Origin of the sequence: Mesorhizobium australicum WSM2073, assembly GCF_000230995.2 — a bacterium.
Classification (GTDB): domain Bacteria; phylum Pseudomonadota; class Alphaproteobacteria; order Rhizobiales; family Rhizobiaceae; genus Mesorhizobium; species Mesorhizobium australicum.
The window spans coordinates 2,509,350-2,533,508 of record NC_019973.1; the positions used below are offsets into that span (position 1 = coordinate 2,509,350).

Annotated in this window: 18 protein-coding genes, 1 tRNA gene and 1 pseudogene; 8 read left to right on the forward strand and 12 right to left on the reverse strand. The window is 62.6% G+C overall.

Translation table 11 applies throughout. From position 1 onward, the window contains the following. Positions 1 to 182 precede the first annotated feature (182 nt). A complete protein-coding gene (locus MESAU_RS12070) occupies positions 183 to 4,079 on the reverse strand; it encodes a PAS domain S-box protein (protein ID WP_015316318.1) in 3,897 nt (1,298 codons plus the stop codon). Positions 4,080 to 4,327: 248 nt separating this feature from the next. Between MESAU_RS12070 and MESAU_RS12075 the strand changes: the two genes are divergently transcribed. From MESAU_RS12075 to MESAU_RS12085, 3 genes are all read left to right on the forward strand, one after another. Next, complete coding sequence (locus MESAU_RS12075) at positions 4,328 to 4,786, forward strand: phasin (protein ID WP_015316319.1); 459 nt, start codon at positions 4,328 to 4,330, stop codon at positions 4,784 to 4,786. A 351-nt stretch (positions 4,787 to 5,137) separates the two neighbouring features. After that, positions 5,138 to 5,214: transfer RNA gene (locus MESAU_RS12080), tRNA-His, on the forward strand. Positions 5,215 to 5,343: 129 nt separating this feature from the next. Beyond that, positions 5,344 to 6,705 (forward strand): site-specific integrase, encoded by a 1,362-nt coding sequence (locus MESAU_RS12085; RefSeq protein WP_015316320.1) that lies wholly within the window; start codon positions 5,344 to 5,346, stop codon positions 6,703 to 6,705. 600 nt (positions 6,706 to 7,305) lie between these two features. Here the strand turns inward: MESAU_RS12085 and MESAU_RS12090 are convergent. The 11 genes and pseudogenes from MESAU_RS12090 to MESAU_RS12130 form a co-directional block, all read right to left on the reverse strand. Further along, positions 7,306 to 8,091 (reverse strand): agmatine deiminase family protein, encoded by a 786-nt coding sequence (locus MESAU_RS12090; protein WP_280739570.1) that lies wholly within the window; start codon positions 8,089 to 8,091, stop codon positions 7,306 to 7,308. Next, positions 8,018 to 8,428 (reverse strand): agmatine deiminase family protein, encoded by a 411-nt coding sequence (locus tag MESAU_RS32195; RefSeq protein ID WP_280739575.1) that lies wholly within the window; start codon positions 8,426 to 8,428, stop codon positions 8,018 to 8,020. Before MESAU_RS32195 ends, MESAU_RS12090 begins: the two co-directional genes overlap by 74 nt. Before the next feature lie 177 nt (positions 8,429 to 8,605). Then, positions 8,606 to 9,514, reverse strand: coding sequence for a LysR family transcriptional regulator (locus MESAU_RS12095; RefSeq protein WP_015316321.1), 909 nt, complete (start codon positions 9,512 to 9,514; stop codon positions 8,606 to 8,608). A 74-nt stretch (positions 9,515 to 9,588) separates the two neighbouring features. Beyond that, positions 9,589 to 11,133, reverse strand: coding sequence for an ABC transporter ATP-binding protein (locus MESAU_RS12100; RefSeq protein ID WP_015316322.1), 1,545 nt, complete (start codon positions 11,131 to 11,133; stop codon positions 9,589 to 9,591). 5 nt (positions 11,134 to 11,138) lie between these two features. Beyond that, positions 11,139 to 12,071, reverse strand: a complete 933-nt coding sequence (locus tag MESAU_RS12105; protein ID WP_015316323.1) for an ABC transporter permease — start codon at positions 12,069 to 12,071, stop codon at positions 11,139 to 11,141. Between the two features lie 35 nt (positions 12,072 to 12,106). After that, positions 12,107 to 12,649, reverse strand: coding sequence for an ABC transporter permease (locus MESAU_RS32200; RefSeq protein WP_280739576.1), 543 nt, complete (start codon positions 12,647 to 12,649; stop codon positions 12,107 to 12,109). Beyond that, positions 12,576 to 13,373: pseudogene (locus tag MESAU_RS32295) on the reverse strand (ABC transporter permease); the annotation flags it as partial. The pseudogene MESAU_RS32295 and the gene MESAU_RS32200, both read right to left, overlap by 74 nt. Continuing rightward, positions 13,276 to 14,265, reverse strand: coding sequence for a BMP family protein (locus MESAU_RS12115; protein WP_015316324.1), 990 nt, complete (start codon positions 14,263 to 14,265; stop codon positions 13,276 to 13,278). The pseudogene MESAU_RS32295 and the gene MESAU_RS12115, both read right to left, overlap by 98 nt. 52 nt (positions 14,266 to 14,317) lie before the next feature. Continuing rightward, on the reverse strand, positions 14,318 to 15,628 hold the full coding sequence (locus tag MESAU_RS12120) for an amidohydrolase family protein (RefSeq protein ID WP_015316325.1): 1,311 nt from the start codon (positions 15,626 to 15,628) through the stop codon (positions 14,318 to 14,320). A 202-nt stretch (positions 15,629 to 15,830) separates the two neighbouring features. Next, entirely contained in the window at positions 15,831 to 16,631 is an 801-nt protein-coding gene (locus MESAU_RS12125; protein WP_015316326.1) for an aldolase, read from the reverse strand. Positions 16,632 to 16,854: 223 nt separating this feature from the next. Next, positions 16,855 to 17,751 (reverse strand): LysR substrate-binding domain-containing protein, encoded by an 897-nt coding sequence (locus tag MESAU_RS12130; protein WP_015316327.1) that lies wholly within the window; start codon positions 17,749 to 17,751, stop codon positions 16,855 to 16,857. Between the two features lie 160 nt (positions 17,752 to 17,911). Between MESAU_RS12130 and MESAU_RS12135 the strand changes: the two genes are divergently transcribed. From MESAU_RS12135 to MESAU_RS12155, 5 genes are read left to right on the forward strand one after another with little or no spacing between them, the layout of a single operon-like run. Further along, positions 17,912 to 19,333: a nucleobase:cation symporter-2 family protein gene (locus MESAU_RS12135; RefSeq protein WP_015316328.1), complete on the forward strand. Its 1,422-nt coding sequence runs from the start codon at positions 17,912 to 17,914 to the stop codon at positions 19,331 to 19,333. A gap of 34 nt (positions 19,334 to 19,367) precedes the next feature. Next, the gene (locus tag MESAU_RS12140) at positions 19,368 to 20,231 is read left to right on the forward strand and encodes an FAD binding domain-containing protein (protein WP_015316329.1); all 864 of its coding nucleotides are present in this window, start codon (positions 19,368 to 19,370) and stop codon (positions 20,229 to 20,231) included. Beyond that, on the forward strand, positions 20,228 to 20,710 hold the full coding sequence (locus MESAU_RS12145; RefSeq protein WP_015316330.1) for a (2Fe-2S)-binding protein: 483 nt from the start codon (positions 20,228 to 20,230) through the stop codon (positions 20,708 to 20,710). The genes MESAU_RS12140 and MESAU_RS12145 overlap by 4 nt, the downstream gene beginning before the upstream one ends. Further along, positions 20,707 to 23,013 carry a xanthine dehydrogenase family protein molybdopterin-binding subunit gene (locus MESAU_RS12150; protein ID WP_015316331.1) on the forward strand — a complete coding sequence of 769 codons (2,307 nt, stop codon included), beginning with the start codon at positions 20,707 to 20,709 and terminating at the stop codon, positions 23,011 to 23,013. The genes MESAU_RS12145 and MESAU_RS12150 overlap by 4 nt, the downstream gene beginning before the upstream one ends. Continuing rightward, positions 23,010 to 24,137 (forward strand): CobW family GTP-binding protein, encoded by a 1,128-nt coding sequence (locus MESAU_RS12155; RefSeq protein WP_015316332.1) that lies wholly within the window; start codon positions 23,010 to 23,012, stop codon positions 24,135 to 24,137. Before MESAU_RS12150 ends, MESAU_RS12155 begins: the two co-directional genes overlap by 4 nt. Positions 24,138 to 24,159: the final 22 nt, after the last annotated feature.

The window sequence follows — 24,159 nt, forward strand, 5'->3', positions numbered from 1 at the left end:
ATTCGTAAATTTTTTGGCGCCCCGGTAAGGACTTGTTAAGGCCCGGCGTCGATAGTCGCACGTAACTTGAGGGAGAAATCCCGTTCCTCAGCCCCGAGGATCTGAATTCAGCTCAAGCCCCCGTTGTGACAGCAATCCAATTTCCTAAGGCGTCCTTACCGGGCGCCTTTTTTCTTGGCTTGCTATTCCGCGAGCACCCGGGTCGAGGGAAACGCAACCTCCACCAGCGTGCCTTCGCCGGGCGTCGAATTGATGGTGAAGCGGGCGCGGTTGGCTTCCACCATCGCCTTGGTCAGCGGCAGGCCAAGGCCGGTGCCGTCGCCGCGCCCACGCTTCAGCGCATTGATCTGCTTGAACGGCTTCAGCGCCTGCTCGATCTCGGCCTGGCTCATGCCGATGCCGGTGTCGCGGACCCGCATGACGACGTCGCCCGAGGTCTCGTAGGCGGTCGAGACGATCACCTGGCCGCCGGCCTGGGTATAGCGCACGGCGTTGGACAGGATGTTGAGCGCGATCTGGCGCACGCTGCGCAGGTCCGCCACCACTTCCGGCAGCCGCGAGGCGAAGCTGGAGCGGATGATGACGCGTTCGCGGTTGGCCTGGGGCTGCATCATCGCCACGGTTTCGGCCAGCGTATCGTTGAGCGACACCGCCTCATAAGCCATTTCCTGCTGGCCGGCCTCGATCTTCGAGATATCCAGGAGGTCGTTGACCAGGTCGAGCACGTGGTTGCCCGAGCGGTTGATGTCGCGCAGATAATCGCGGTAGCGGTCATTGGCCACCGGCCCGAACTTCTCGTCGACCATCAGTTCGGAAAAGCCGATGATGGCGTTGAGCGGCGTGCGGATCTCATGGCTGATGCGGGCGAGGAAATCTGTCTTCTGCGAGGAGGCGCGTTCGGCCACCGCGCGCGCCTGGGTGAGATCCTCTTCGGCTCGCTTCCACTGCGTGATGTCGCGCACCACGGCACAGAAGCCGCTGTCGTTGGGCAACCGGCCGATGGTCATGAACAGCGGGATGAAGCGTCCCTGTGCTTCGCGGCCGATCACCTCGCGGCCGTCATTCAAGACGCTCGCCACACCAGGCTCCGACAGGCCGGTGAGATAGTCGCGCGCCGCGCGCTGGCTCTCGATGGCAAACAGCGAGGCGAACGGCTTGCCGGTCACCTCGTCGCTGTCGAAACCGAACAGCGCCTCGGCCGGGCGGCTGATCGAACGGATGGTGCCGTCGCTGCCGATCAGCACGACCCCGTCGGTAGCTGTGTCGATGATGGTGCGCATCTCGGCGATGCGTGCCTTGAGCTCGGAAATGTCGGGCTGCGTCGGCTCCTCGCCGATCGCATGCGCCGCCGCGGGCGCATCATCCTCGCCGGAACGGCGAACGACCAGCATCAGGGCCTTGCCGTCGCGCCAGGGCACGGAGCGCAGGATGGCGTCGATCGGGAATTCCTGCCCGTCGCGCGTCTTCAGCCGCAGCGCCCGGTCGCTGCCGTCGGAGGCGCCGTCATCGGCATAGGGATCGGCAAACAAAGCGCCGAGGCCGCCCGCATCCTCGAGGTCCTCCAGCGTCGCGTACCTGGTCAGGTCGAGGAATTCCTCGTTGGCATAGTGCAACTGGTCGCCTGAATGGATGATCAGCGGCACCGGCAGCTTGCCGAGCAGCGATGTATCGGGCGTCTTGTTTTCTGTGCCGACGGAAAAAGCCGACGGCATGAACCCTTGGGTCTTGAGCGGCGGTACGTGCAGGCCTGGCGGCTGGATGGGCGTCTCGGCAGCGTGATGCGTGCCGCCGGTTCCGCCGGTGGCCGCAATCGCTTGATCGCCGGATGCAGTTGCTGCGTCGCCGGCCCAATCCTCGTCTTCCTCGGCGTCGCGAAAATCGTCTGACGTCATGCTGTCGTCATCGGCCGGTGCCTGGGCAGGTTCTGCCTGCGCCGCAGCCTCGCCATCCTCGGCCGTCGTCGCCTCTTTGTCGCTATCGTGGGCGGCATAGTCGAGCAGGGAGCCCGAGGCCTCCGGCGGCGGGGATCCGGAGGCCGGCGCCTGTTGTTCGGCCTGGTCCGGTTGCGCACCGTCGAGCCGCGCCAGATCCCTCTGATCCTCGGCATCGCTTGGGGAAAATTCGCCCGCATCCGGCTCGTCTTCCGCATCGGGCGCTGCCATCTCATGCGCCGGGCCGCTCGCCGGTTCCTGGCTCGAGCCTGCTGGTCCGGCATTCGGGTCGGCGATATCCGCCCGCGGCTTCGCATCGGCCTCCGGCTTGGCCGCGTCGTGCGGCCCGGGCAAAGACCCTATTCCGGCACCTTGTTCCGCCTGCCTTGCCGGCTCGGCTGCCGCCGGCGGCTCTGCCGTGGAACTGTCTTTTTTCAGCCGCTCGCCGATCTCGCGGAATGCGCTGCGTTCCAGCGAGGACAGCCCCTTGTCGTTGGCCGGCTGCCGGTGTTCGGCCAACCGGATGACCTTGTCGGCAAAGCGCCGCTCCGGTTTCGGGACGATGGTCAGCGCCGGCACTTCGCCCTTGAACGGATCCGATGCCTTTGGTTCTTCGGCCTTTGGATCTTCCGGCACTGTCTCTACGGCTTCCGGCTTGGGTGCGGCCGGCATTTCGCCATTGGGCACCAATGCCATGCCGATCGCTTCCGGATCGACGACCGCATCCCCGCTTCGCGCGACGCCGAAGCCGCGGAAGCCTTCGAAGGCGCGGCCGCGGCCATAGACAGGCAATGCCGCCAAATCGACAGGGATCTTCAGGTCGCTACCGACGAGCGGCCACAGCACCGAGCGGCCGGACCAGGTGTCGCGCCGCTCCAGCAGGCCGGCGATCTCGCCGGATGCATCAAGGCCGAAAGCCGCCGCCACATCCCGGAAGCGCCGGCCGATCACGTCGGCGGCCGGATGGCCGACAATATCGGCGAATTCCGGCGACAGGGCGCTGAACTTGCCCTCGGCGTCGGTCCGCCAGACAAAACGCAGCGGTGCGGCCGAGCGGTCTATCGTACGGGTGGCCATGGTCGCGGTCGGGGCTACGGGCGAGGTGGCCTCGTCCTGCTTTACGCTGTGCACCGCAGCTTCGGTGCCGACCGCCTCTGCCACGCGTTTCGGTTCCGGCGCGGCTGGCGCGTCGTCTTCTCCGGCATTGAAATACCAATGATCGTGCTGCCCCGGCGTGCCCGCCGCCGGCTGATCATTGTCGGCGGCAACGGGTGTCGGCCCGGCCGGCTCCTCGATTTCCCGCGCTGTCGGCTCCGGCATCTCGCCAGCCATGGGTTCGGAAGGGACGTGTTCGTGCTCGGTCGCGGCAGCGACGGGCAACCGCTCGCTCGCCTCTGTCGCGGCGGTTCCCACCAGCCGAACGCCAACCTCCTCGGCAGGGCTTTCCGTGGTCGCGGGCGAACCGTCTGCCGGAGCCGCGCTGTCCTCGAGTTGGTCCTCGTCTATCACCACCAGCAGATGCCGCTCCGGCGTCAGCCGGGCGAGGCCGGCGGGGTAGGAGGTCCTGCCGCCCGGAACGAGGCGCTTGACGATGCGCTCGCCCTCGGCCGCGACGTCTGCCACCAGGGCCGCCAGTGTCGCGGGCTGGATGCCAAGCGCCGAAAATCCCTCCGAGGCGGCCTCGACATTGCCCTTGGCATCGATGAAGGCGATGAAATGGCCGTCTTCGGTAAAGCCGCTGATTGCCCGGCCGGCGATCTCGGCGGCACTGCGCGAGCCGGTCTGCGCGGCCGGCACCGCCAGCATGATGGCATTCTCGCCGTCGGGCAGCGTCACGGCACTGGCAAGAAAGCCGACGGCGCGACTGGTCATGCCGGTCGCCAGGCGCACGGTGATCGATCGATCGACGCCGATCTGGGGAAAACCGCTGGTCGCCATGATCTGGCGGCGTGCGACCAGCGGCAGCCGCGCCGAGGCCCCAATGATCGCTTCGATGTCGGGATAGCCGAACATGGCGGCGCCCGGCCCGTTGGCCCAGATCACCTGCTCGAGGTCCACCGACAGGATCGCGATTGCGTCGCCGGCGGCAAACCGCTGGCGGACCGCGTCAAGCACGGCGACGTCGAGGAAGGAATATTCGGACGGCATGCGCTTGGCGAACCCTCACGGAGCGGCGAATTTGCAGTTAACGCTTTGTTAATAAAAGCCGCAGCCACGAAGGTCCACAAGCCAGAACGTGCAAAGGCTGAATTTTGGCCGTTTGGTTAACGGCCCAAAACATTTTTTTGTGCACTGCAACAAAGATATTGCAATGCACAAGATTTGCCTTTATGTTGCCATCATACATGAACGAGACGGCTTTCTGTCAAAGCCGCTGCCGCTGAAAAGGATGGAAAATGTCCAGGACCAAGACCGCCGAGACGATCGAAAACGTTGAATTCCCGAGCTTCGACGCTTCCAAGGCCACCGACCAGATGCGCGCTTTCGCCGAAAAGGGCGTTGAGCAGTCGAAGGAGGCCTACGCCAAGCTCAAGACCGGTGCCGAGGAAACCCAGAAGGCCCTGGAGTCGACCTACGAAACCGCCAAGGCTGTTTCCAGCGACCTGTCGCTCAAGACCATCACCGCGCTGCGCGCCAACGCCGAGGCCGGCTTCTCGCATCTCGAAGCCCTGATCGGCGCGAAGTCGCTGTCGGAAGTCATCGAGTTGCAGACCGCGTTCCTGCGTAAGCGCGTCGAACTGACCGTCGAGCAGGCCAAGGACTTCCAGGCCGTTGCCTCCAAGGCGGCCGAGGACGTCTCGAAGCCGATCAAGACCGCCTTCGAGAAGGCGATCAAGGAAATCAAGGCCGCCTAACAAGTGCGCATCGTCCGCGGATGCAACAAAAGGTCGCATTTTGTCGGACAAATAGATGTGAGATAGTGGCGACCGAGCGAATACCCGGCGAGTGGAACCTCCTCCCTCTGCTCTTCGGGGTGACCAGCCAGCACCTCCTCCCGCTGGCTCGTAACAGGAAAAGGCCGGCACCTCCTCCCGCCGGCCTTTTTCTTTGTCCGGCGAAAGGGGCGCCGCTGTAGGGAAGTGGCCTTTGCTTTGCAAAAGCCTTGAATTAGAATTCATAAGCCCGTAAGGACGCATCGCCGAACGAAAGAGCGGATCGCGGAGAGTGAACCTTCCACCCCGATCCTGCTACCAACGTTAAGACGTGCCGTTGTAGCTCAGATGGTTAGAGCGCCGGATTGTGGATCCGGAGGTCGCTGGTTCGATCCCAGCCAACGGTACCACTAGCACTCTCCACCAAGCTATTGATCTTACTGCATAAAATGTCGCATTCTGCCGAGGGTATTGCCCCGTTTTGAGCTTTTGTGCTACCTATTGTGCTACCTATTGTGCTACAAATGGTACGCTAAGACATGGGAAGACGCCGCGAAGAGCAAGACCCTGACCGCTTCCTTAGGGTGCGAGGCAGCCATTTTCACTACTACCGCCGCGTCCCAAAGGAACTCCGGGATCTCGATGAGCGTGGTGAATTCGTTCGTCGCGCCTTGGACACGATTGACCGGTCGAAGGCCCGAACTGCCCGCGATCTTCATGAGGCTGCCGACAACGCGCTTTGGTCCTCCCTTATGGTGGGAGACAATCCTCAAGCCGCACGCATTCGATACCAGCGAGCGATCAAACGCGCGGAAGCCTTGGGGTTCGTTTACCGGCCGCTCGCGGACATCCTTATTGCCGAGCCGCTCGACACAATCTTGCAGCGCGTCGAAGCCACGATTGGAAAACCTCACAGCTCACCACTGATCGACGCGGTCAGCGGTGCGGTAGCCCCACCTGACGATAAGATATCAAAGGCGCTGCAACTCTATTTTACCGACATTGCTCGCGACGAAATCCGCAGCAAAAGCCCAGATCAGAGAAAGCGGTGGAAGGCAAAACGCCAAATGAGCGTCGACGTCTTCATAGCCTTGGTAGGCGACAAGCGAATGGGCGAGATCACCCGCGACAACGCGCGGACGGTCCACAAATATTGGCTGGACAGAATTGCGCCTGAGAAGGGGAGGGCCGACCGCTCGGCGTCGACCGGCAACCGAAATATGGGTAATCTCCGGAGCCTTTACGCCGATTACTATCGGCATATTGGGCTTCCCGAGCAGAAGAACCCCTTCGCCGACCTGTCATTCAGCGACAAGTCGAAGCGCTCTCGGCCTCCATTTCCAACCGACTGGATTCGCGACAAGATATTTGCACCTGGCGCGCTGGCGACGCTCAATGACGAGGCACGCGGCATCGTGCTTGCCTTCGCGGAAACGGGTGCCAGGCCAAGCGAACTCGCCAACCTCCACGCCGGTGTCATCCATCTTGATCATGAAGTGCCCCACATTTCGATCGAGCCACGTGACGACCCTGATGATCCGCGCGAGATCAAGACCGCTTCATCGGTGCGCAAGGTGCCTCTGATCGGTGTCGCTCTCGAGGTGTTCAAGAAGCATCCGAAGGGCTTTCCGCGGTACAAGGATCGTGAGGCGTCCTTATCAGCGCTGCTCAACAAGCACTTCGAGACCCACGGATTGTTCCCGACCGACAAGCACACGGTGTATTCGCTGCGGCACTCCTTCGAAGACCGTATGAAGAATGCCAGGCTGGACGAGGAACTGCGTCGCATGCTGATGGGCCATACAATTGACCGGCCAAAATATGGCGAGGGCGGTGAGATGAAGATGTGGCAGGAAGAACTCATGAAGATCGTTCTGCCCTTTGATCCCGCGATCGTTTAGCGCGCTGTCGCACCACCGCAAGCCGATCCTGCTTCGCCTGGTAGTCCTGCTGTGCGCGTTCGAGATAATCGTATAACGGGAGCCATGCCTCACCCTGCTCACCTCGCGCGACGATGATCTCGGCAACGCGATCGAGCGCGCGCTCAATCCGCTCAACCGTGATCGGCCGCGCTGTTGGCGAGCGCCGCTTCACGGGTCATCCTTTCTGGTCCTCCACGCACAAAGCATATCGTCTGAGTAAGCGGACTTTTTGCAGTACGGGAAGGATGTGTCTCTGGTCGGCGGCGACCGGCGGCTGCGGCGTACATTTCGGACAAATCGCTGACCATACCGGCTAAGAGAGGGTAGCCTCAGAGCGCTACCGCCAATACAGCGCTGCAACTGAGTTCGTCTGTTGAAGCGACTTCGCACGCGGCCAGCAGGTTCAAATCCTATCCCCGCAACCAATTTCATCATAAATCAATAACCGTCCCGGTCTAACCGGGGCGGTTTTTCGGCGTTTGGAAGGGCACGCTTCGGCGCGCCAAGCGCATGCGGGTCCTCTTGTCGTAGGCTTGGGTTCGCGGTTTGGGCTTGCTTCCGACTGGCTGCGCCAGGCGTTCAAGCCGCCTCTGGTCTTGTCTGCGGGGCATAAACCGGCAGGGTGATACAGGCAACATTTCCACCCCCCAAGAGGATTTCGCGGGAGTTCTCGATGCCGATTATCTTGTGGTCGGGAAACAGTTCAGCCAGTTTCTGCTTTGCCTTCACGTCGAGATCGGAGCCGAATTCCGGAACGACCACAACGCTGTTGCCCGGATAGTAGTTAACGTAGCTGGCGGCGACGCGGTTTCCTACCGGGCGCGCCCATGTCTGATCGGAGCGGTCGATGCTTTCGCTTTCCTCCGCCGTCGTCTCGATGGGCAGGGGATGGGGCAGCCGGTGGACCTCCAGACGCGGCCGCGCGCATCGCGGGCCGAACGCAGGATTTCCTCGCCTCGCGCACGATCTCGTGTCTTCCCGGTCGTCCGTCCAGCTCAGCGCGACCACGCCGGGTCGCACGAAGCAGTAGATATCGTCGACATGGCCATCGGTTTCGTCGAAGGCAAAGCCTCGCGGCAGCCAGATGATGGTGTCGACGCCGAGAAAGTCGCCGAGCTGCCGCTCCACCTCGGCCTTGCCGAGATGGGCATTGCGGTTTTGATTGAGAAGGCACTGCTCGGTCGTGATGAGCGTGCCTTGGCCGTCGCATTGCAGACCGCCGCCCTCGGCAATCAACGGCGCCCGGTAGCGAGCCATTCCTTCGGCCTCGAGCACCTTTCGCGCCACCAGGTCATCCAGGTCCCAGGGCGAGTAAAGTCCGCCGTCGAAGCCGCCGTAGGCATCGAAGGTCCAGTCGAGCGCCACGCACCTCATCCTGGTCGTTCACGACGAAGTTGGGACCGCTGTCGCGCCGCCAGGAATCGTTGCTCGACATTTCCACCACGCGCACATCGGCCGGCAACCGGGCCCGCGCGTTCTGCCACTGGGGACTGGATACAGCCACGGTCAGGGGTTCGCTTTGCGCGATCGCCGACGCGACATCGGCAAACAGCATTTGCGCCGAATTGGCACCTAGGCGCCAGGTGTCGGGACGCTCCGGCCAGATCAGCCAGCAACCAGCCTTGGGCTCGAATTCGCCGGGTGCACGAAATCCGTCCTGCTTCGGCTTTGTCGCGAGTGTGCGTGACAATGATGAGACCACTGGAAAATGGGCCAAAAGAGCTTGCCAAGATCAGACGGCTTTAAGGTCTCTTCGGTCAAAGTCCAATTTGGGACATGGCGGCTGCGGCTGTTGGAGCATTCGGACCCTTGTCGTGGGGCGTTTTCCGGGCTCCACGGAGAGCGATGGCTCTCGTCGACATTTCGGTGGCCTCGATCGTCAAATTGGCGGGCCATCCGGGTTGGCGAAGCTGGCGACAAACGCTTCCTTCAAACGTTCCGCCGCGGGCGAAAGGCTATGCTGACCTCGCTGCAGTAACGAGACGTCTCGCATGACAAGCGGGTCGATGAGATCGACGGTCGTAACGCGCACAGCGGAGGCTAGCTGGCTGGAGTTCTCCGGCAGTACGGCAATTCCCATACCGGCGGCGATCATGCTGATAGCCGTCGTAGAAAAGCGCACCTCGTATTTCGGCCGGAAATTCGGAACCACCCGAATGAGGTTGTGCTCGACGAGGTTGCGCAGCGGATTTGCCGCGGCCAGCACGATCATCGTTTCGTCCGCCAGCTCAGCCCAGCGCACTGATTTGCGCTTGGCAAGCCGGTGATCTTCCCGACAAACGAGCATGAGCCTGTCGCGCAACAGGGGCGTGCCGGCGATCTCAGGGTCATCTTCCGAGGAAGTGCCGACTGCAATATCGACCTCGTTGCGCTTGATGGCCGGACCGATGGCTTCTTCGGGCATATCGCGGATGCTAACGGAGATTTCCGGATATTTTCGCAGAAATCGCGCAATGATGGGCGGCACGATCGTCGCCGCCAGCACGATGGCGGCGGCTATGGTCACCTGGCCGCGCTTAAGCGAGACATTGTCCCTGACGTCGCCGACCGCAAGGTCCAGATCCTTCAGGATCTTGCGGGCCTGCGGCAGGAATTCCTGCCCGACAACCGTGAGAGACACCATCCTCGTATGGCGGTCGAAAAGGCGCACGCCGATTTCCGATTCAAGGTCTCGCACCAGGATGCTCACCGCGGATTGCGTGAGATGGAGGCTTCTTGCGGCAAGGTTGAACTGCCCATTTTCGGCGACTGCGATGAATGCCCGCAGTTGCCGCAAGGTTATGTTCATCAGCCACAGGCCCTTGCTCGAACAGCTCGATTGTACGCTTGATGCCGAACGATGAGGCAGGCGACTGCTCCTGTCTAGCCCACATGCGCTGGATGTCGCGCGTTCTGCTCCGTTTTGCCGGCCATGAGCAATCCCAGTTCGTCAAGCCTGCTGCGGTCCGGGGGCAGTTCGCCGAGAATTTCGCCGTGGAACATGACGAGGATGCGATCGCAAATCGCGAAGAGCTCTTCCAACTCGGTCGAGATCAGCAAAACGGCCCGGCCGGCGTCACGCTGCTTCAGCATCTCCTCCATGACGAATTCCATCGCGCCGATATCGATGCCACGAGTGAGCTGGTTGACGAGGATGAAATCGGGATTACGGGCAAGCTCGCGGGCGACGACCAGCTTCTGCTGGTTGCCGCCGGAAAGGTTGCCGATCGGCTGATCCTCGTCTCGGGATTTGACATGGAAACGCCTGATGAGGTCGCGGGTGTGTTCGCCGATGGCGCGACGGTTGAGCATGCCGCGCACCGCGAAGGGTGGTTGGTCATAGCGCTGGAGGATGGCGTTCTCGCCCAGCGAGAGCGATAGCACGATGCCGTGCTTGTGCCGGTCCTCGGGTATATGGGCGAAGCTGCTGGCGTTGACATCGGCCGGCTCAAGCCCGGTGATATCCCTGCCATTCAGCACGATGCGGCCTGAATCGATCGGTAGCAGGCCCGAAAGGGCGAGCGCGAGTTCGGTCTGGCCGTTCCCGGACACACCTGCAACGCCGACGATCTCGCCGGCACGCACATCAAGGCTCACGCCGCTCACGGCGGGCAGGCCAATCTCGCTGCGGCAGGCAAGGTTTTCCACTGACAGTATGGCGCGCCCAGGCACGCCCGAGCCGCGCGGCAACTCCATGCGTACATCGCGGCCGACCATCATCCGGGCAAGCGCGCGCGCGTCCGTATCGGCGGCGTTAACGGTGTGCACGACGCGCCCGTCGCGCATGACGGTGATGCGGTTGCTGACGCGCATCACTTCGTCGAGCTTGTGCGAGATGAAGACCACGGTCTTTCCATCCGCGACGAGGTCGCTCATGAGCGAGAGAAGACGGTCGGTTTCCTGCGGCGTAAGCACGGCCGTCGGCTCGTCCAGGATCAGAAGGTCAATGCCGTGGAACAGCACTTTCAGGATTTCGACGCGCTGCTGCTCGCCGACGGAGAGATCCGCGACAAGAGCGTCGGGGCGCACGTCAAGCGCGTAGCGGCTGCTCAGTTCGCGGATCTTCGCATGGACCTTGTCCATGTCGTTGATGGCCCTGAGCGGCGAGCCCTGGCCAAGCACATAGTTTTCCCCGACTGTCAGGTTGGGCACGAGCATGAAATGCTGATGCACCATGCCGATGCGGTGGCGGATTGCCTCGCGAGGGCTGTTGAAGCGTACCACATCCCCCTTGTAGACGATCTCACCCTCGTCGGGCCGCACCATGCCGCAGATCATGCTCATCAGAACGCTCTTGCCTGCCCCGTTCTCGCCGAGCAGCGAATGAATCTCGCCCGCCTCGATTTCCAGCGACACGCCGTCGCTGGCAACGACAGGACCGAAGCGCTTGCGGATATTCTCGACGCGCAGGAAGGGTTTCCGTGACATATCCGTTATCTCATCTCGTAGGGCTGGCCGAGTTTGCTGGGCGCGGCGCCCTTGCCGCGGATCACGACGAGCGCAATGATTGTCATGGCATAGGGTAGCGCCTGCAGAACCTGGTAGGGCACGACCACGGACGCCTGAGCCTGGAGCATGAGTTGCAGGGCATAGAAGAGGCCGAAGAGCAGCGAGACGAAGAAGGCCCCCGTCGGCGACCATCGCGCGAAAACGACCACGGCCAGCGCGATGAAGCCGCGGCCAGAGGTGATGCCCTCGACGAATTGGTTGGAATGGCCGAGCGTCAGGAATGCGCCGCCGAGTCCGGCCAGGCCCGTGCCGATCATCACAGCGGCGTAACGATAGGCGGCGACGCTGCGGCCGGCGACGTCGACCGCCTTAGGGTGCTCGCCGACCGCGCGCAGCGTCAGGCCGAAGGATGTCCGGTAGAGCACGAAGCCGGCCAGGATGGCGACGAGGATCGTGCTGTAGACGATGAGATTCTGCCGAAAGAAGGCTTCGCCGAGAAAGGGCAGGTCGCTGAACCAGGGGATATGGACTGGCTGTGCGATCTCGATGCCCTTGCCCGTCGAGACATAGTAGGTTCGGAAGAGGAAGGCCGTCAGTCCCATGCCGAGCAGGTTGAGCGCCGCGCCAACGACGATCTGGTCGGCCTTGAAGCTGATCGTGAAGACGGCGAAGACCAGCCCGAACAGCATGCCGCCGACCATGCCGGCAAGCAGTCCTAGCGGGATACTGCCGGTGGCAAATGCCATTGCGAAACCGCAAAAGGCACCGACCAACATGGTGCCTTCCAGGCCGATGTTGAGCACGCCCGCCCGCTCCGAAAACACCTCGCCGATCGAGGCAAAGATCAACGGCGTCGCGAGCCGCCAGGCAGCACCCGCCAGCGTCGCGAGGAAGGTGAGAAACATCATTTCGTTCATGGCCCGAACCCTCCAGCTTTCGCGTGATCTTCGTGTCAGTTTATGGTCCTGAGGACGTCGCGGAACTTGGCGAAGGCGACGACCGAGAGAATGACGACGCCCTGAATGACGAGCACGAGTACCTGCGGAACCTGCGAGTTGATCTGGAGGATTTCCGAGCCGGACCTCAGTGTTGCGAAGAGACAGCCCGACAGGATCGCCGCCAGCGGATTGTTGTTGGCGAGAAGCGCAACCGCGATGCCCTCGAAGCCGTAGCCGGGAGAAATGTTCTGATACAGCCGGTGCGTGACGCCTGCCACCTCGAAGGCGCCTGCGAGACCAGCCATCGCGCCGCTGATGCAGATGGCGGTCATTACGTTGCGCGCCACGTCCATTCCGGCATAACGGGCGGCATGCGGGTTGAGGCCGACGACGCGGAGCGCGAAACCGCGGCTGCTGCGCTGGCAGGAAGATGTAGAGTGCGACCGCTGCCGCCACGGCGACGAGAATGCCGATATGCAGACGTATGTCGGGAACGATGCGGGGCGTCCAGGCTTCGTGCACGAGCCGGGCCGATTGTGGATAGGCGGCGCTGGCATCGCGCATCGGCCCCGTAACGAGGTAACTCGTCATGATCAGGGCGATGTAGTTGAGCATGATCGTCGTGACGATCTCACTCGCCTGAAAGCGGACCTTCAGATAGCCGGCAATGCCGGCCCAGGCGGCGCCCGCCGAGGCCCCGGCCAGCATTACGAGCGGCGCATGAACCCATACCGAAAGCCCGTCGATCCTGGTGCCGACGAGCGTGGCGGCAATCGCTCCGACATAGAACTGTCCCTCCGCGCCGATGTTCCAGATGCTGCACCGGAAGGCGACACAGAGCCCGGCACCGATCAGGATGAGCGGGGTCGCTTTCAAGAGGATCTCGCCGACCGAGCGTATGTCCTGGAACGGGCCGAAGACCATGACGGTGACCACGTCGCTGCCATTGAAGCCGTTTAGCCACAGAAGAGCGGCGCCGAAGGCAAGCGCGACGAGGAACGCGGCTATGGGGGTAGCGGCGCTGATCGCGGCTTGGGAGAGCGTCCGATAGAGGGCCTGGCCGGCGTGGGGATACACGTTCTCGCGCACTTGCTCGTCTACCTGTTCCATGGCTCGTTCCGGATGCTGGTGGGGGGCGCAGTGGTGCGCTGCGGCCGGCCCGTCCGGCCGCAGCGCATGCCGATCAATTGCCGTCGGTCTTGATCTGGCCGGCAGCGATCTTGTCGCTGATTGCCTTGACCTCGGTGCGGACGTCCGCAGGCACGGAAACCGGGCCGTCATCGCGGAAGGCGAAGGAGATGACCTTTGGGTCTTTCAGGCCGAAGACGACGTTTTCCTTCGGCGGGTTGCCGGCGCGGATCGAGCGCACGACTTCCACCACGCCCTGGGCATAGTCGGCCACATAGAGGCCGAGAATGTTGTTGGGCGCGACCTGTGTGAAGTCGCTGAAGATCGAGAAGGAGCGGACGTTCGGACCGGATTCGGCGATGGCCTGGTAGCCGCCGACAGTCGCGCCCGAGGCGTTCGGCAGGACGAAATCGGCCCCCTGCGAGATCATGCTCAGTGCCGCTTCCTTGGTGGCGGTCGTATCGGTGAAGTTGCCGATATAGACCTCGCTGATCGGAAAGGCCGGATTGATGCTCTTGGCGCCGTTCTTGAAGCCGGCAAAGGCCTGCTGGATCGGCGGAATTTCCATGCCGCCGACCAGGCCGGCCTTGTGGCCCATCTTCGCTGCGATGACGCCCATGAGATAGAAGGGCTGACTGGTATCGGTATTGAGGCCGATGACATTGCCTTCATGGATCGCACTCGACGAGATCAGGAAATAGGTGTCCGGATAGTCGGGGGCGACTTCGAGCGCGGCGTCCTGGAATTCGAATCCGTGGCCGAGGATGACCTTGTAGCCCTGGCTGGCATAATCGCGGAAGGCCTTCTCGAAGGAAGCCGGGTTCTGCTGAAGCTCGACATAGCTGATCTTGGCGCCGAGCTGCTGTTCAACGCCTTTCAGTGCGTTGTAGCCGATCCGGTTCCACCCCTCTTCCGAAACGCTGCCGGGCACGAGAAGGCCCATCTTGAAATCGTCGGCATGCGCGAAGCCAGGCCAGAATCCGGCTAGCGTCAATCCGAGAACGGACGCAAGCAGCGACCGGCGTGAAATTGCAGTTTTCTTCATTTTCTTCCTCCCATTAAATTGTCGTTTCAATCCCCCCGGAGTCGCCGATCGGCTATGCGTCCTCCTTCAGACAGCTGTTTTCGACGCGCGTGAGCGCGGTCCTCGTTTCCGAGACGAGGCGTCCTCTCGAGAAAATGAAGGCGCGGTCCGGCCCGCCTGCAACCAGCGTGTCGGTATCGGTGCAATCGGTTACGACGAAGTCGGCCCGGGCACATGAGCGCAGCCCGTAGTCCTTGCCGAGACCCATCAGATGGGCAGGGGCGGTCGTGATCATGCGGTGGGCGGCGGCAAGCTCGTCGCCGCGCAGGTGGCCTGCGAGGAGCGTCCAGCGGGCGATTTCCAGCATGTCACCCGAGCCGGTTGGCACGAAGGGGTCCTGGATGTTGTCGGATGCCGTGGCGATGGTGACGCCGGTCCGGTGCAACTCGGCTACGCGCGTTAGGCCGCGCGGCGGCAGCATCTCGGCGTCGCGGCCTTGCAGGTAGAGGTTGGCGGCAGGCAGCGTAACAACACCGACATCGAGGGCGCGGATGCGTTCGGCGATACGCTGGAATTCCCGACGGGGCAGGGCGCTGAGCACCGACACATGGCTGAAGACGGTGCGTCCCTGCATGCCGAAGCGCTCGACCCTCTCTATGGCGGCATCCAGCAGGTGCACGCCGGCATTAAGGTGCTCGTCCAGATGCAGGTCGACCGGCTTGCCGGCCTTCACCGCAGCGGAAAACAGGATGTCGAGATAACGCGGCGGGTCTTCGGAAACGGCGGGCGTGCCGCCGACGGCATCAGCAAGGGCCACCGCGCCATCGATGTTCTTCTCAAGCCAGTCGAAGTCCTGGCCGGGATGTGGCGTCATGAAGGCGACGAGTTGGAGGGTGATACGGTTTTTTTCGGCATCGCGGATCGCCGCCAGTGTCTCCATGCCGTGGAAACGGGCATCCTTGTCTACGTTGATATGACTGCGGATAGCCGTCGTGCCACGAGACAGACATCGCTCGACCGTGCGCGTCGCCCGCTTGTGAATGTCTTCAGGGCCGGCGGTTCCGGCGTACTTGGCAAAGGCCTCGCGGGCGCCCTGCAGCGTGCCGGAGGGATTGGGCGTGAAGCGCAGCACGCCGGTCTTGTCCAGATGCTGGTGCGCGTCGACAAAGCCCGGGGAAACCAGCATGCCGGTGATATCGATGCGGGCGTCGCAGGATGTGACGTCGAGGAACGGCTCTACTGCGACAAAACGCCCGTCCGCGCCGACCATGATGTCGCTGACAGCTTGTGAACCATCGGTAGTGACGATTGTTCCGCCAGTGAGCGCAAAGGGCTGGCCGGGCGACAGGTGTGCGAGCGAGACAGTTGGATTATCACGTGCCATTTGTCCCCACTTTCTTGTTGTAGCGGAAAACTAAGCATGGAGCATTAATTAAAACAAATTCATTATTTCAATTGTTTGATAAAATATTCGCAATAATGGCGGGCGGCCGGGTTGTTGGAAGCTGCAAAAGATCAATTAAAATCAAAGATATGAGACACTGGGCCGATTCGATGGGGGCACCGGCACAGGCCTTTTCAGGAGGTCAGTGCCGATATTGCGGTTCTTCCGCATCGAGCTGTCGGCGGATAGCGGCGAGATGGGCGCGGGCGGAGTCTGCGTCGCCCTCGCGCATCTGCCGGTAGGCGGCCTCGGCAATGGCCGGATCGACAGGGGAAACCGTGCGGCCCGTCGACATGGCGAGCGCCTGCACTTCGGCGGCCCGTTCGAGGTAGTAGAGGTCGTCCCAAGCTTCTGCACTGGTCGGCGCGAGCACCAGCACGCCATGGTGCTTCATGAAGACGATATCGGCATCCCCTGCGGCTTCCGCGATGCGCGCGCCCTCGCGATTATCGAGCGCCAAGCCGTTGTAGTGCTCATCCACGGCGGTGCGACCGTAGAATTTGAGGGCCGTCTGACCGGCCCAGATCAGCGGCGGACCGTCGGTCATGGAGAGCGCTGTGGCATAGCGCATGTGCGTGTGGAAGGCGACCTTGGCGCGCGGCAGGCGGCGGTGGATTTCGGCGTGGATGTAGAAGGCGGTCGCCTCAGGCGTGCCGTCGCCCTCGATGACGGTGCCGTTGAAATCGCAGATCAGCAGCTTCGAGGCCGTGAGTTCGCGAAAGGCGTAACCGTAGGGATTGACGATGAAGAGATCGTCGTTTCCCGGCACGACCGCCGAAAAATGGTTGCAGATGCCTTCCTCAAAACCGTTGCGCGCCGCCATGCGGAAACAGGCGGCGAGGTCTTCCCTGGCGGTGCGGATGGCGGCGGTGGAAAGGTCGGGGCGGTTCGGCCGGCCAGGCACTTCGGAATGCGCGGCGCGGTCTGTCAAAGAGTGAGCCATGGGTGCTCCTGGTCTGTGTGGCTGGGAGCGGCGGTTTAACCGGAACGCGTTGGCGTTGGGCTCCGCGCACAACAAGCTCCTGGAGGCTGCTGCGCCCTGCCTGCCTGCGCACCGCGCAGTCCAGCAGCGCCACCAGATAGCGCGGAAATTTTTGCGAGGTCAACCTCGGAGCGGTCGCAATTTCGGGCACAAAACCGCAGCGTATTTGCTGGACTTGTATAGTTTAGTGCACCGACTTGAGCAGGAAATCACGGAAGCGGCGGGCGGCGGGGGAGAGGGAGCGCGCCCGTTTCTGGATCACGCTGACCTCACGCTTGATGTGTGGTTCGGTCGGCGTTCGCACGATGAGGCCCATCGAGGTCGCTAGCCGAACGACTGCCGAGGTCATTATCGCAACGCCGAGGCCGGCTTCGACCATGCCGATGATCGTCAGGGGCAACGCCACCTCCTGCATGGCCTTTTGGAGCGGCAGGACGATGCCGTTGCGAGCCAGTTCGTTTTCCAGCCGGTCGCGAATCGGGTTGCCGCGCTGCGGGCCAATCAGCTTGCGATCGACAAGGTCGGTCCAGCGCAACTCGGAAAGTCTGACCAGCGGGTCTTCGGAATGCAGCACTATGAGGAACTCGTCAGTCGTGAGCCGCGTGCCGACGAGTTCCGTGTCGTCCTCCGGCACCGTGCCGACGCCAAGATCCACCGATCCGTTCGCGACCTGTTCCAATACGGTTTTCTCGGCCACATCGTGCAGCTCGACGGTCACCTCGGGATGCAGCCTGTTGAAATCGTTGATGAGCGGCGGCAGCAGTAGCGCCGCCTGCACGGTGCCCGCCGCGATCGAAACTTTCCCCCGTCGGAGCGCGTTCAGCTCGCGCGAACTTTCCACCATGCCCTCGATGTCGGCGACAGCGCGGGCGGCAACCGGCAGGATGTCCATGCCCGCTTGCGTAAGGCGAAGAAGGCGGGTGTGCCGGTCGAAGAGACGGAGATTGAGATTGTTCTCCAACTGCCGGACCAGTGTGCTGACGGCGGATTGCGAGGAGCCAAGCTTGTCGGCGGCCAGCGTAAACTGCCCGAGATTGGCTACGGTGACGAAGGCGCGAAGCTGTTTAAGCGTGATATCCATGCCGGGCAATTCATTCAGTCACTGGTTGAATTAATATTATTATGCTGGTTGTTTGCTGATTTGACCAGCTGCATGATGCTCTTCGTACGGCGTGCGGTGTCAACGACGAGGCCATGAAAGCCCCTACCGCGCCGGAAGCTGTTCGCTGGGAGGAAAGCGAATGACCAATCCCACGGCGGCGGATCCTGTAGAAAAAACGTATCCCATCCCGAGCCTAATGGCTTTGGGCCTGCAACACGTCCTTGTCATGTATGCCGGAGCGGTCGCCGTGCCGCTTATCGTCGGCAGTGCGCTTCACTTACCCAAGGAACAGATTGCCCTGCTCGTCAGCGCGGACCTGTTCGCCTGTGGCCTCGTCACCATCATCCAGGCGCTCGGCATCTGGAAAATCGGCATTCGCCTGCCCATCATGATGGGCGTCTCGTTCACCGCGGTGCCCTCGATCATCGCGACGGGCACCAATCCTGACCTCGGCATGCCTGGTATTATCGGGGCTGTCATCGGATCCGGCGTCTTCACCATTTTGGTCGCGCCGTTCTTCGGACGCTGGGTGCGTTTCTTCCCGCCGATCGTGACCGGCACGGTCATGTTGATCATCGGTCTCTCCCTGATGCGCGTCGGCGTGAACTGGGCGGCGGGCGGGCAGCCGATGATCAAGGGACCAGATGGCATGATCCCGAACCCGGCCTATGGCGCGCCTTTCGCGCTTGCCGTTGCGGCCGTCGTGCTGCTTTCGATCCTGCTGCTCACCCGTGTTCTCAAGGGGTTCCTCTCGAACCTTGCCGTGCTGATGGGAATCGGCATCGGCTTTGCCATCGCCATTGCCGCCGGCAAGGTCGATTTTTATGGCGTGGCGGATGCCGACTGGGTGCGCGTCATTCACCCGCTCGCCTTCGGCTGGCCGATCTTCGAATTCTGGTCCACCCTGTCGCTCTGTGCCGTCATGACGGTCATGATGATCGAATCGACCGGGCAGTTCCTGGCGGTCGGCGAGATGACGGGGCGCAAGATCACCCAGCGCGATCTCACCCGCGGCCTGCGCACCGATGGCGTCGGCAACATCATCGGCGGCCTGCTGAACACCTTCACCTACACGACCTATGCACAGAATGTCGGTCTGCTCCAGATTACCGGCGTGCTCAGCCGCTTCGTGGTCGCCGCAGGGGGTGCCATCCTGATCCTGCTGGGTGTGCTGCCGAAGGTGGCCTTCGTCAGCGCGTCGATCCCGAGCTACGTCGTCGGCGGCGCCGCTATCGTGATGTTCGGCATGGTCTCGGCGACCGGTGTGAAAATCCTGTCAAAGGTCGATTTCGCTACCAACCGGTGCAACCTCTACATCGTCGCGGTCAGTGTCGGCCTCGCCATGGTGCCGGTCGTTGCGGAAAACATCTTCGATCAACTGCCTGCCACGGTTGGAAAATTCCTGCACAGCGGCGTGCTGGTCGGCACCTTCGCGGCGGCATTGCTCAACATTCTCTTCAATGGCGTGCCGGCGAAGGAGCCGCAAGACGCTGAGCAGCAGAGCGGTGTGCCCGCGGCCGACCCGCCTGAAATGGCAAGCAATACTAGTCCAGCGGCCTAGCGCCGCCGGAGCCCCGAACCCCATGAGGACTGCCATGAGGCGCTTTGAATATCATCGGGCGGACACGCTGGAGCAGGCGTCCCGCCTTCTCACCGATCTCGGCGATGACACCTTTCTGTTCAACGGTGGTACGGACCTTCTGGTCGAAATCCGCGAACGACTGCGCCGCGTGCGCAACGTTGTCGATATCAAGCAGATCCCCGGCCTCTCCGACATCACCTATGATGAGACCCGAGGCCTGACTTTTGGCGCGCTGGTGACCGTCGGTCGACTGGAGTGCCTGCCCCTGGTCTGCCAGCGTTATCCGAACCTGCGTGCGGCCTTCGCCTCGCTGGGCTCCATCCAGGTTCGCAATCGGGCCACCGTCATCGGTAATGTCTGTCGAGCCTCCCCGTCGGCGGACACGATCCCGCCGCTGATGGCCGACGGCGCCTTCATCCATATCTACAGCCGAACGAACATGCGCGTCGTGCCGCTCGCCGAATTCTTCACCGGCCCCGGCAAGACCGTGCTCGCCAAGGGCGAGATCGTCACCGGCATCACCGTGCCGCCCGCCGGCGACAACACCGGCAAGGCCTATCTCAAGCACGGCCGTCGCAAAGCGATGGAGCTTTCCACCGTCGGCGTCGCCGTCAGCCTTTGCATGGACGACGGCGTGTGCAGCGACATCCGCATCGCGCTCGGCGCGGTCGGTGCGACCGTGCTGCGGGCGCCGGAGGCGGAAGCCATGCTGCGCGGCACACGGCTCGACGCGGCAACCGTCAAGAGTGCTGCCAACAAGGCGATGGAAGAGTGCACTCCGATCAGCAACGTGCGGGCCAGCGCCGATTACCGACGCGACATGGTCGGTGTGCTGACCGGCCGTGCGATCAAACAGGCATTGGAGGCTTTCGCGTGAAACGGATCGTCGAACTCACCATCAATGGCGAGCCCCGCGACATGACGGTGGATACCTGCCGTTCGCTACTCGACGCGCTGCGCGACGATGTTGGCCTTACCGGCACCAAGAAGGGCTGCGACGTCGGCGACTGCGGCGCCTGCACCGTTATCGTCGACGGCGAACCGGTCAATGCCTGTCTGATGCTCGCCGTTGAGGCCGAGGGCCGGACGGTCGAGACCGTGGAAGGGCTCCAGCCCGGCGTCGATACGCTACATCCGCTGCAGGATGCCTTCATGCGGCACGGCGCCTCGCAATGCGGCTTCTGCACGCCGGGCATCCTGATGATGGCCAAGAAGCTGCTCGACGACAATCCACGCCCGACGGACGAGGACATTCGCTTCGGCCTAAGCGGCAATATCTGCCGCTGCACCGGGTACACCAAGATTTTCGACGCGATCAAATCCGCCGCGCTCGAGATGGAGGCAGCAAGATCATGAACGTGACGGCCCCTATCGGAGAGCGGGAATTCAAGATCGTCGGCAAGAGCGTCAAACGCGACGACGTGTTGGAAAAAGTGACGGGCGAGGCCGAATATACCGGCGACGTCAAATTGCCAGGCATGCTGCACGGCAAGATCAAGCGCGCCGCCATTGCGCACGCCCGCATCAAGAGCATCGATGTCAGCAAGGCGCTCGCCTATCCGGGCGTGAAGGCTGTGCTGACCCATGAAAACGTGCCGCGCGTGCTGCATTACGGCTCACCGCATCCGCGCTCGGCCTCTTGCACCAAGGACCAGTATATCCTCGACGACAAGGTGCGGTTCTGGGGTGAGGGCGTCGCCGCCGTTGCGGCCATCAGCGAAGAGATCGCCGACGAGGCGCTCGATCTGATCGAGGTCGAATACGAGCCCTTGCCGGCCGTCTTCGAGCCGGAAGACGCAGCCCAGCCCGGCGCGCCGCTGATCCACAATGTCGGTCCTGGCGGCAACCTGGTACTCGATCCGGTGCGCGTCAATCGCGGGAATATCGACGCTGGTTTTGCCCAGGCGGATTTCGTACTTGAAGGCACCTTCTCCGGCGGGCGGCCGCATCCGGCCTATATGGAGCCGAATGTCTGCATCGCCGACTGGGACGGCTCCAACAAGCTGACTTTCTGGACCTCGACGCAGACCGCCTTCATGGTGCGCGGCATCCTGGCCGAAGTGCTCGGCCTGCCACTCACCAAGGTGCGCGTTCTCGTCGACCACATGGGCGGCGGCTTCGGCGCCAAGCAGGACTGTTTCCAGCACGAATTCCTTTGCGCACTACTCGCAAAGGAAACGCGCCGGCCCGTGAAGATGGAATTCACCCGCCACGAGACCTTCGTCGCCGGCCGTTCGCGCCACCCCTGCAGGGTCTGGTTGAAGCAGGGCTTCAAGAATGACGGCACGCTCGTGGCGCGTGACATGAAGCTTGTCTATGACTCCGGCGCTTACGGCTCGCATGGCCCGGGCGTGACCATCGTCGGCACCAATGCCGCGACCTCGCTCTATCGCTGCGAGAACGTTCGGCTAGAAGGTCGCTGCGTCTACACCAATACGCCGATCAACGGCGCCTTCCGCGGCTACGGCGTGGTGCAGAGCTACTATGCGCTCGACATCCAGATGGACGAGGCGGCTGAAAGGCTCGGCATGGACCCGGCGGAACTGAAGCTGAAGAACGTGGTGCGCGCGGGCGATATCGCCCCGTCCGGTCACCCGATCCTCGGCCACGGCCTGGAAATCTGCCTTCAGCACGGCATCGATGTGCTCGACTGGAAGAAGCTGCGCAACCGTGACCGCACGCCGGACCCGAAGCACCCCCATATCAGCAAGGGCTGGGGCATCGGCTGCGAAATGCATGGTTCTTCAGCCTATCCGGGCATCAAGGAACAGGGCAACGCGACCGTGAAGGTCAACGAGGACGGCACGGTGACGCTGCTCACCGGCGCTGCCGGTCTCGGCACCGGCGCGCATACGGCGCTGGCACAGATCGTTGCCGAAGAACTCGGCGTGCGCTTCGAAGAGGTCGGCATCATCCATGGCGATACGGATGTCGTGCCGTGGGACATCGGCGCCTTCGCCAGCCACACGACCTATCTGGTCGGCACCGCTGCCAAGATGGCGGCCACCAAGGTGCGCGGGGCCGTTCTCGAGCGGGCTGCGATGAAGCTGCAAGTCACGCCCGGCGAGATCGACCTTTCCGAAGGCCGGATCTTCGTCACGGCCGAGCCGGGCCGCTTCATGACGGTTGCCGAGGCGATGGGTCCCTCGCGCGGTATCCCGGCCACCAACATCGTGGCCAATGGCACCTACGAGCCGACGAAATCCTATTCCTTCGCCGCGCATTTCACAGAAGTGGACGTGGATACGGAAACGGGCATCGTCGAGGTCAAACGGGTTATCCCGGTGCACGATATCGGCCGGGTCATCCACCCGATTGCGGCGCAGGGCCAGATCGAGGGCGGCATCCAGCAAGGCATCGGCCACACGCTGACCGAGGACTACATCATCGACAAGAAGACCGGCCGGTCGCTGAACGCCGGCCTCGTCGACTACAAGATGCCGCTCTCCATGGACATGCCCGATATCGAGACGATCATCCTCGAAGCCGCGCCCGATCCGGGCGGCCCATGGGGCGCCAAGGGCGTCGGCGAAGACCCGATCATCGCCATCGGCCCCGCCATCGCCAATGCCATCCACGACGCCATCGGCGTCCGCTTCCATCACTATCCGATCACCCCCGAAGACATCCTGAAAGCCTTGAGGGAGAAGGGCGCATGAACATGTATATCGAGCCGGCCAACAAGAAGCTTCCGATCACGATCCTTACCGGTTTTCTGGGATCGGGAAAGACGACGCTGCTCAACTACATCCTCACCGAGCGCCACGGCCACCGCATCGCCGTCATCGAGAACGAGTTCGGCGAAGTGGATGTCGACAGCGACCTCGTGCTCGCCTCCGACGAAGAGATCTTCCAGATGCAGAACGGCTGCATCTGCTGCTTCGTCGACGTTCGCAACGACCTCATCGACGTGATGAAGAAGCTTTTGAGCCACAAGGACAAGTTCGACCATATCATCGTCGAGACCTCTGGCCTTGCCGATCCGACTCCCGTCGCTACCGCCTTCTTCGTCGACCGCAGCGTCGCTGAGGAAGTCGAACTCGATGCCGTCGTGACGCTGGTCGATGCCATGCATATCGACCAGCACCTCTACGATCCCGTGCTCGACGGCAGCGACAACCAGGCGGTCAACCAGATCGTCGCCGCCGACCGCATCCTCGTCAACAAGATCGATCTTGCCTCCGAGGAAGCGCTCGGCTCGCTGGAGGGCTCGCTGCGCAAGCTCAACCAGACGGCGCCGATCCTGCGTTCCACCTACGGCAAGGTGGACCTGTCCAACATCCTCGGCGTCAACGGTTTCCGGCCGTCCTATGTACGCGAGCGGGCGGAAATCCTCGACATCGATATGGACGACGATCACGACGCGCACGGCGATCATCACCACGAATGCCATGGCGCGACGTGCGATCATCCGGACCATGACCATGAGCGCGACCACGGTCATGATCATGCTCCGGCAAGCGGGCTCCGTCCGCACCAGCACGATGCAACGGTGAAATCCCACTCCTTCGTCTATCCGCAGTCCTTCGACGGCGAAAAGCTCGCCGGCTTCCTCAAGGATTACCTCAGCGAGTATGGCGACGACATCTTCCGCACCAAGGGCATTGTCTCAGTGGCGAACGACGAGCGCTTCTTCGTGCTCCAGGCAGTGCACAAGCTGGTCGATTTCCGTCCGGATCACTCCTGGGGCGACGATACGCGCAAGTCGAAGTTCGTCTTCATCGGCCGCAATCTCGACCGTGACGGCATCGACAGAAACTTGCGCGCATGCCTGGCGGCCTAGCAGCGCATCTCCTGTCGCTTGA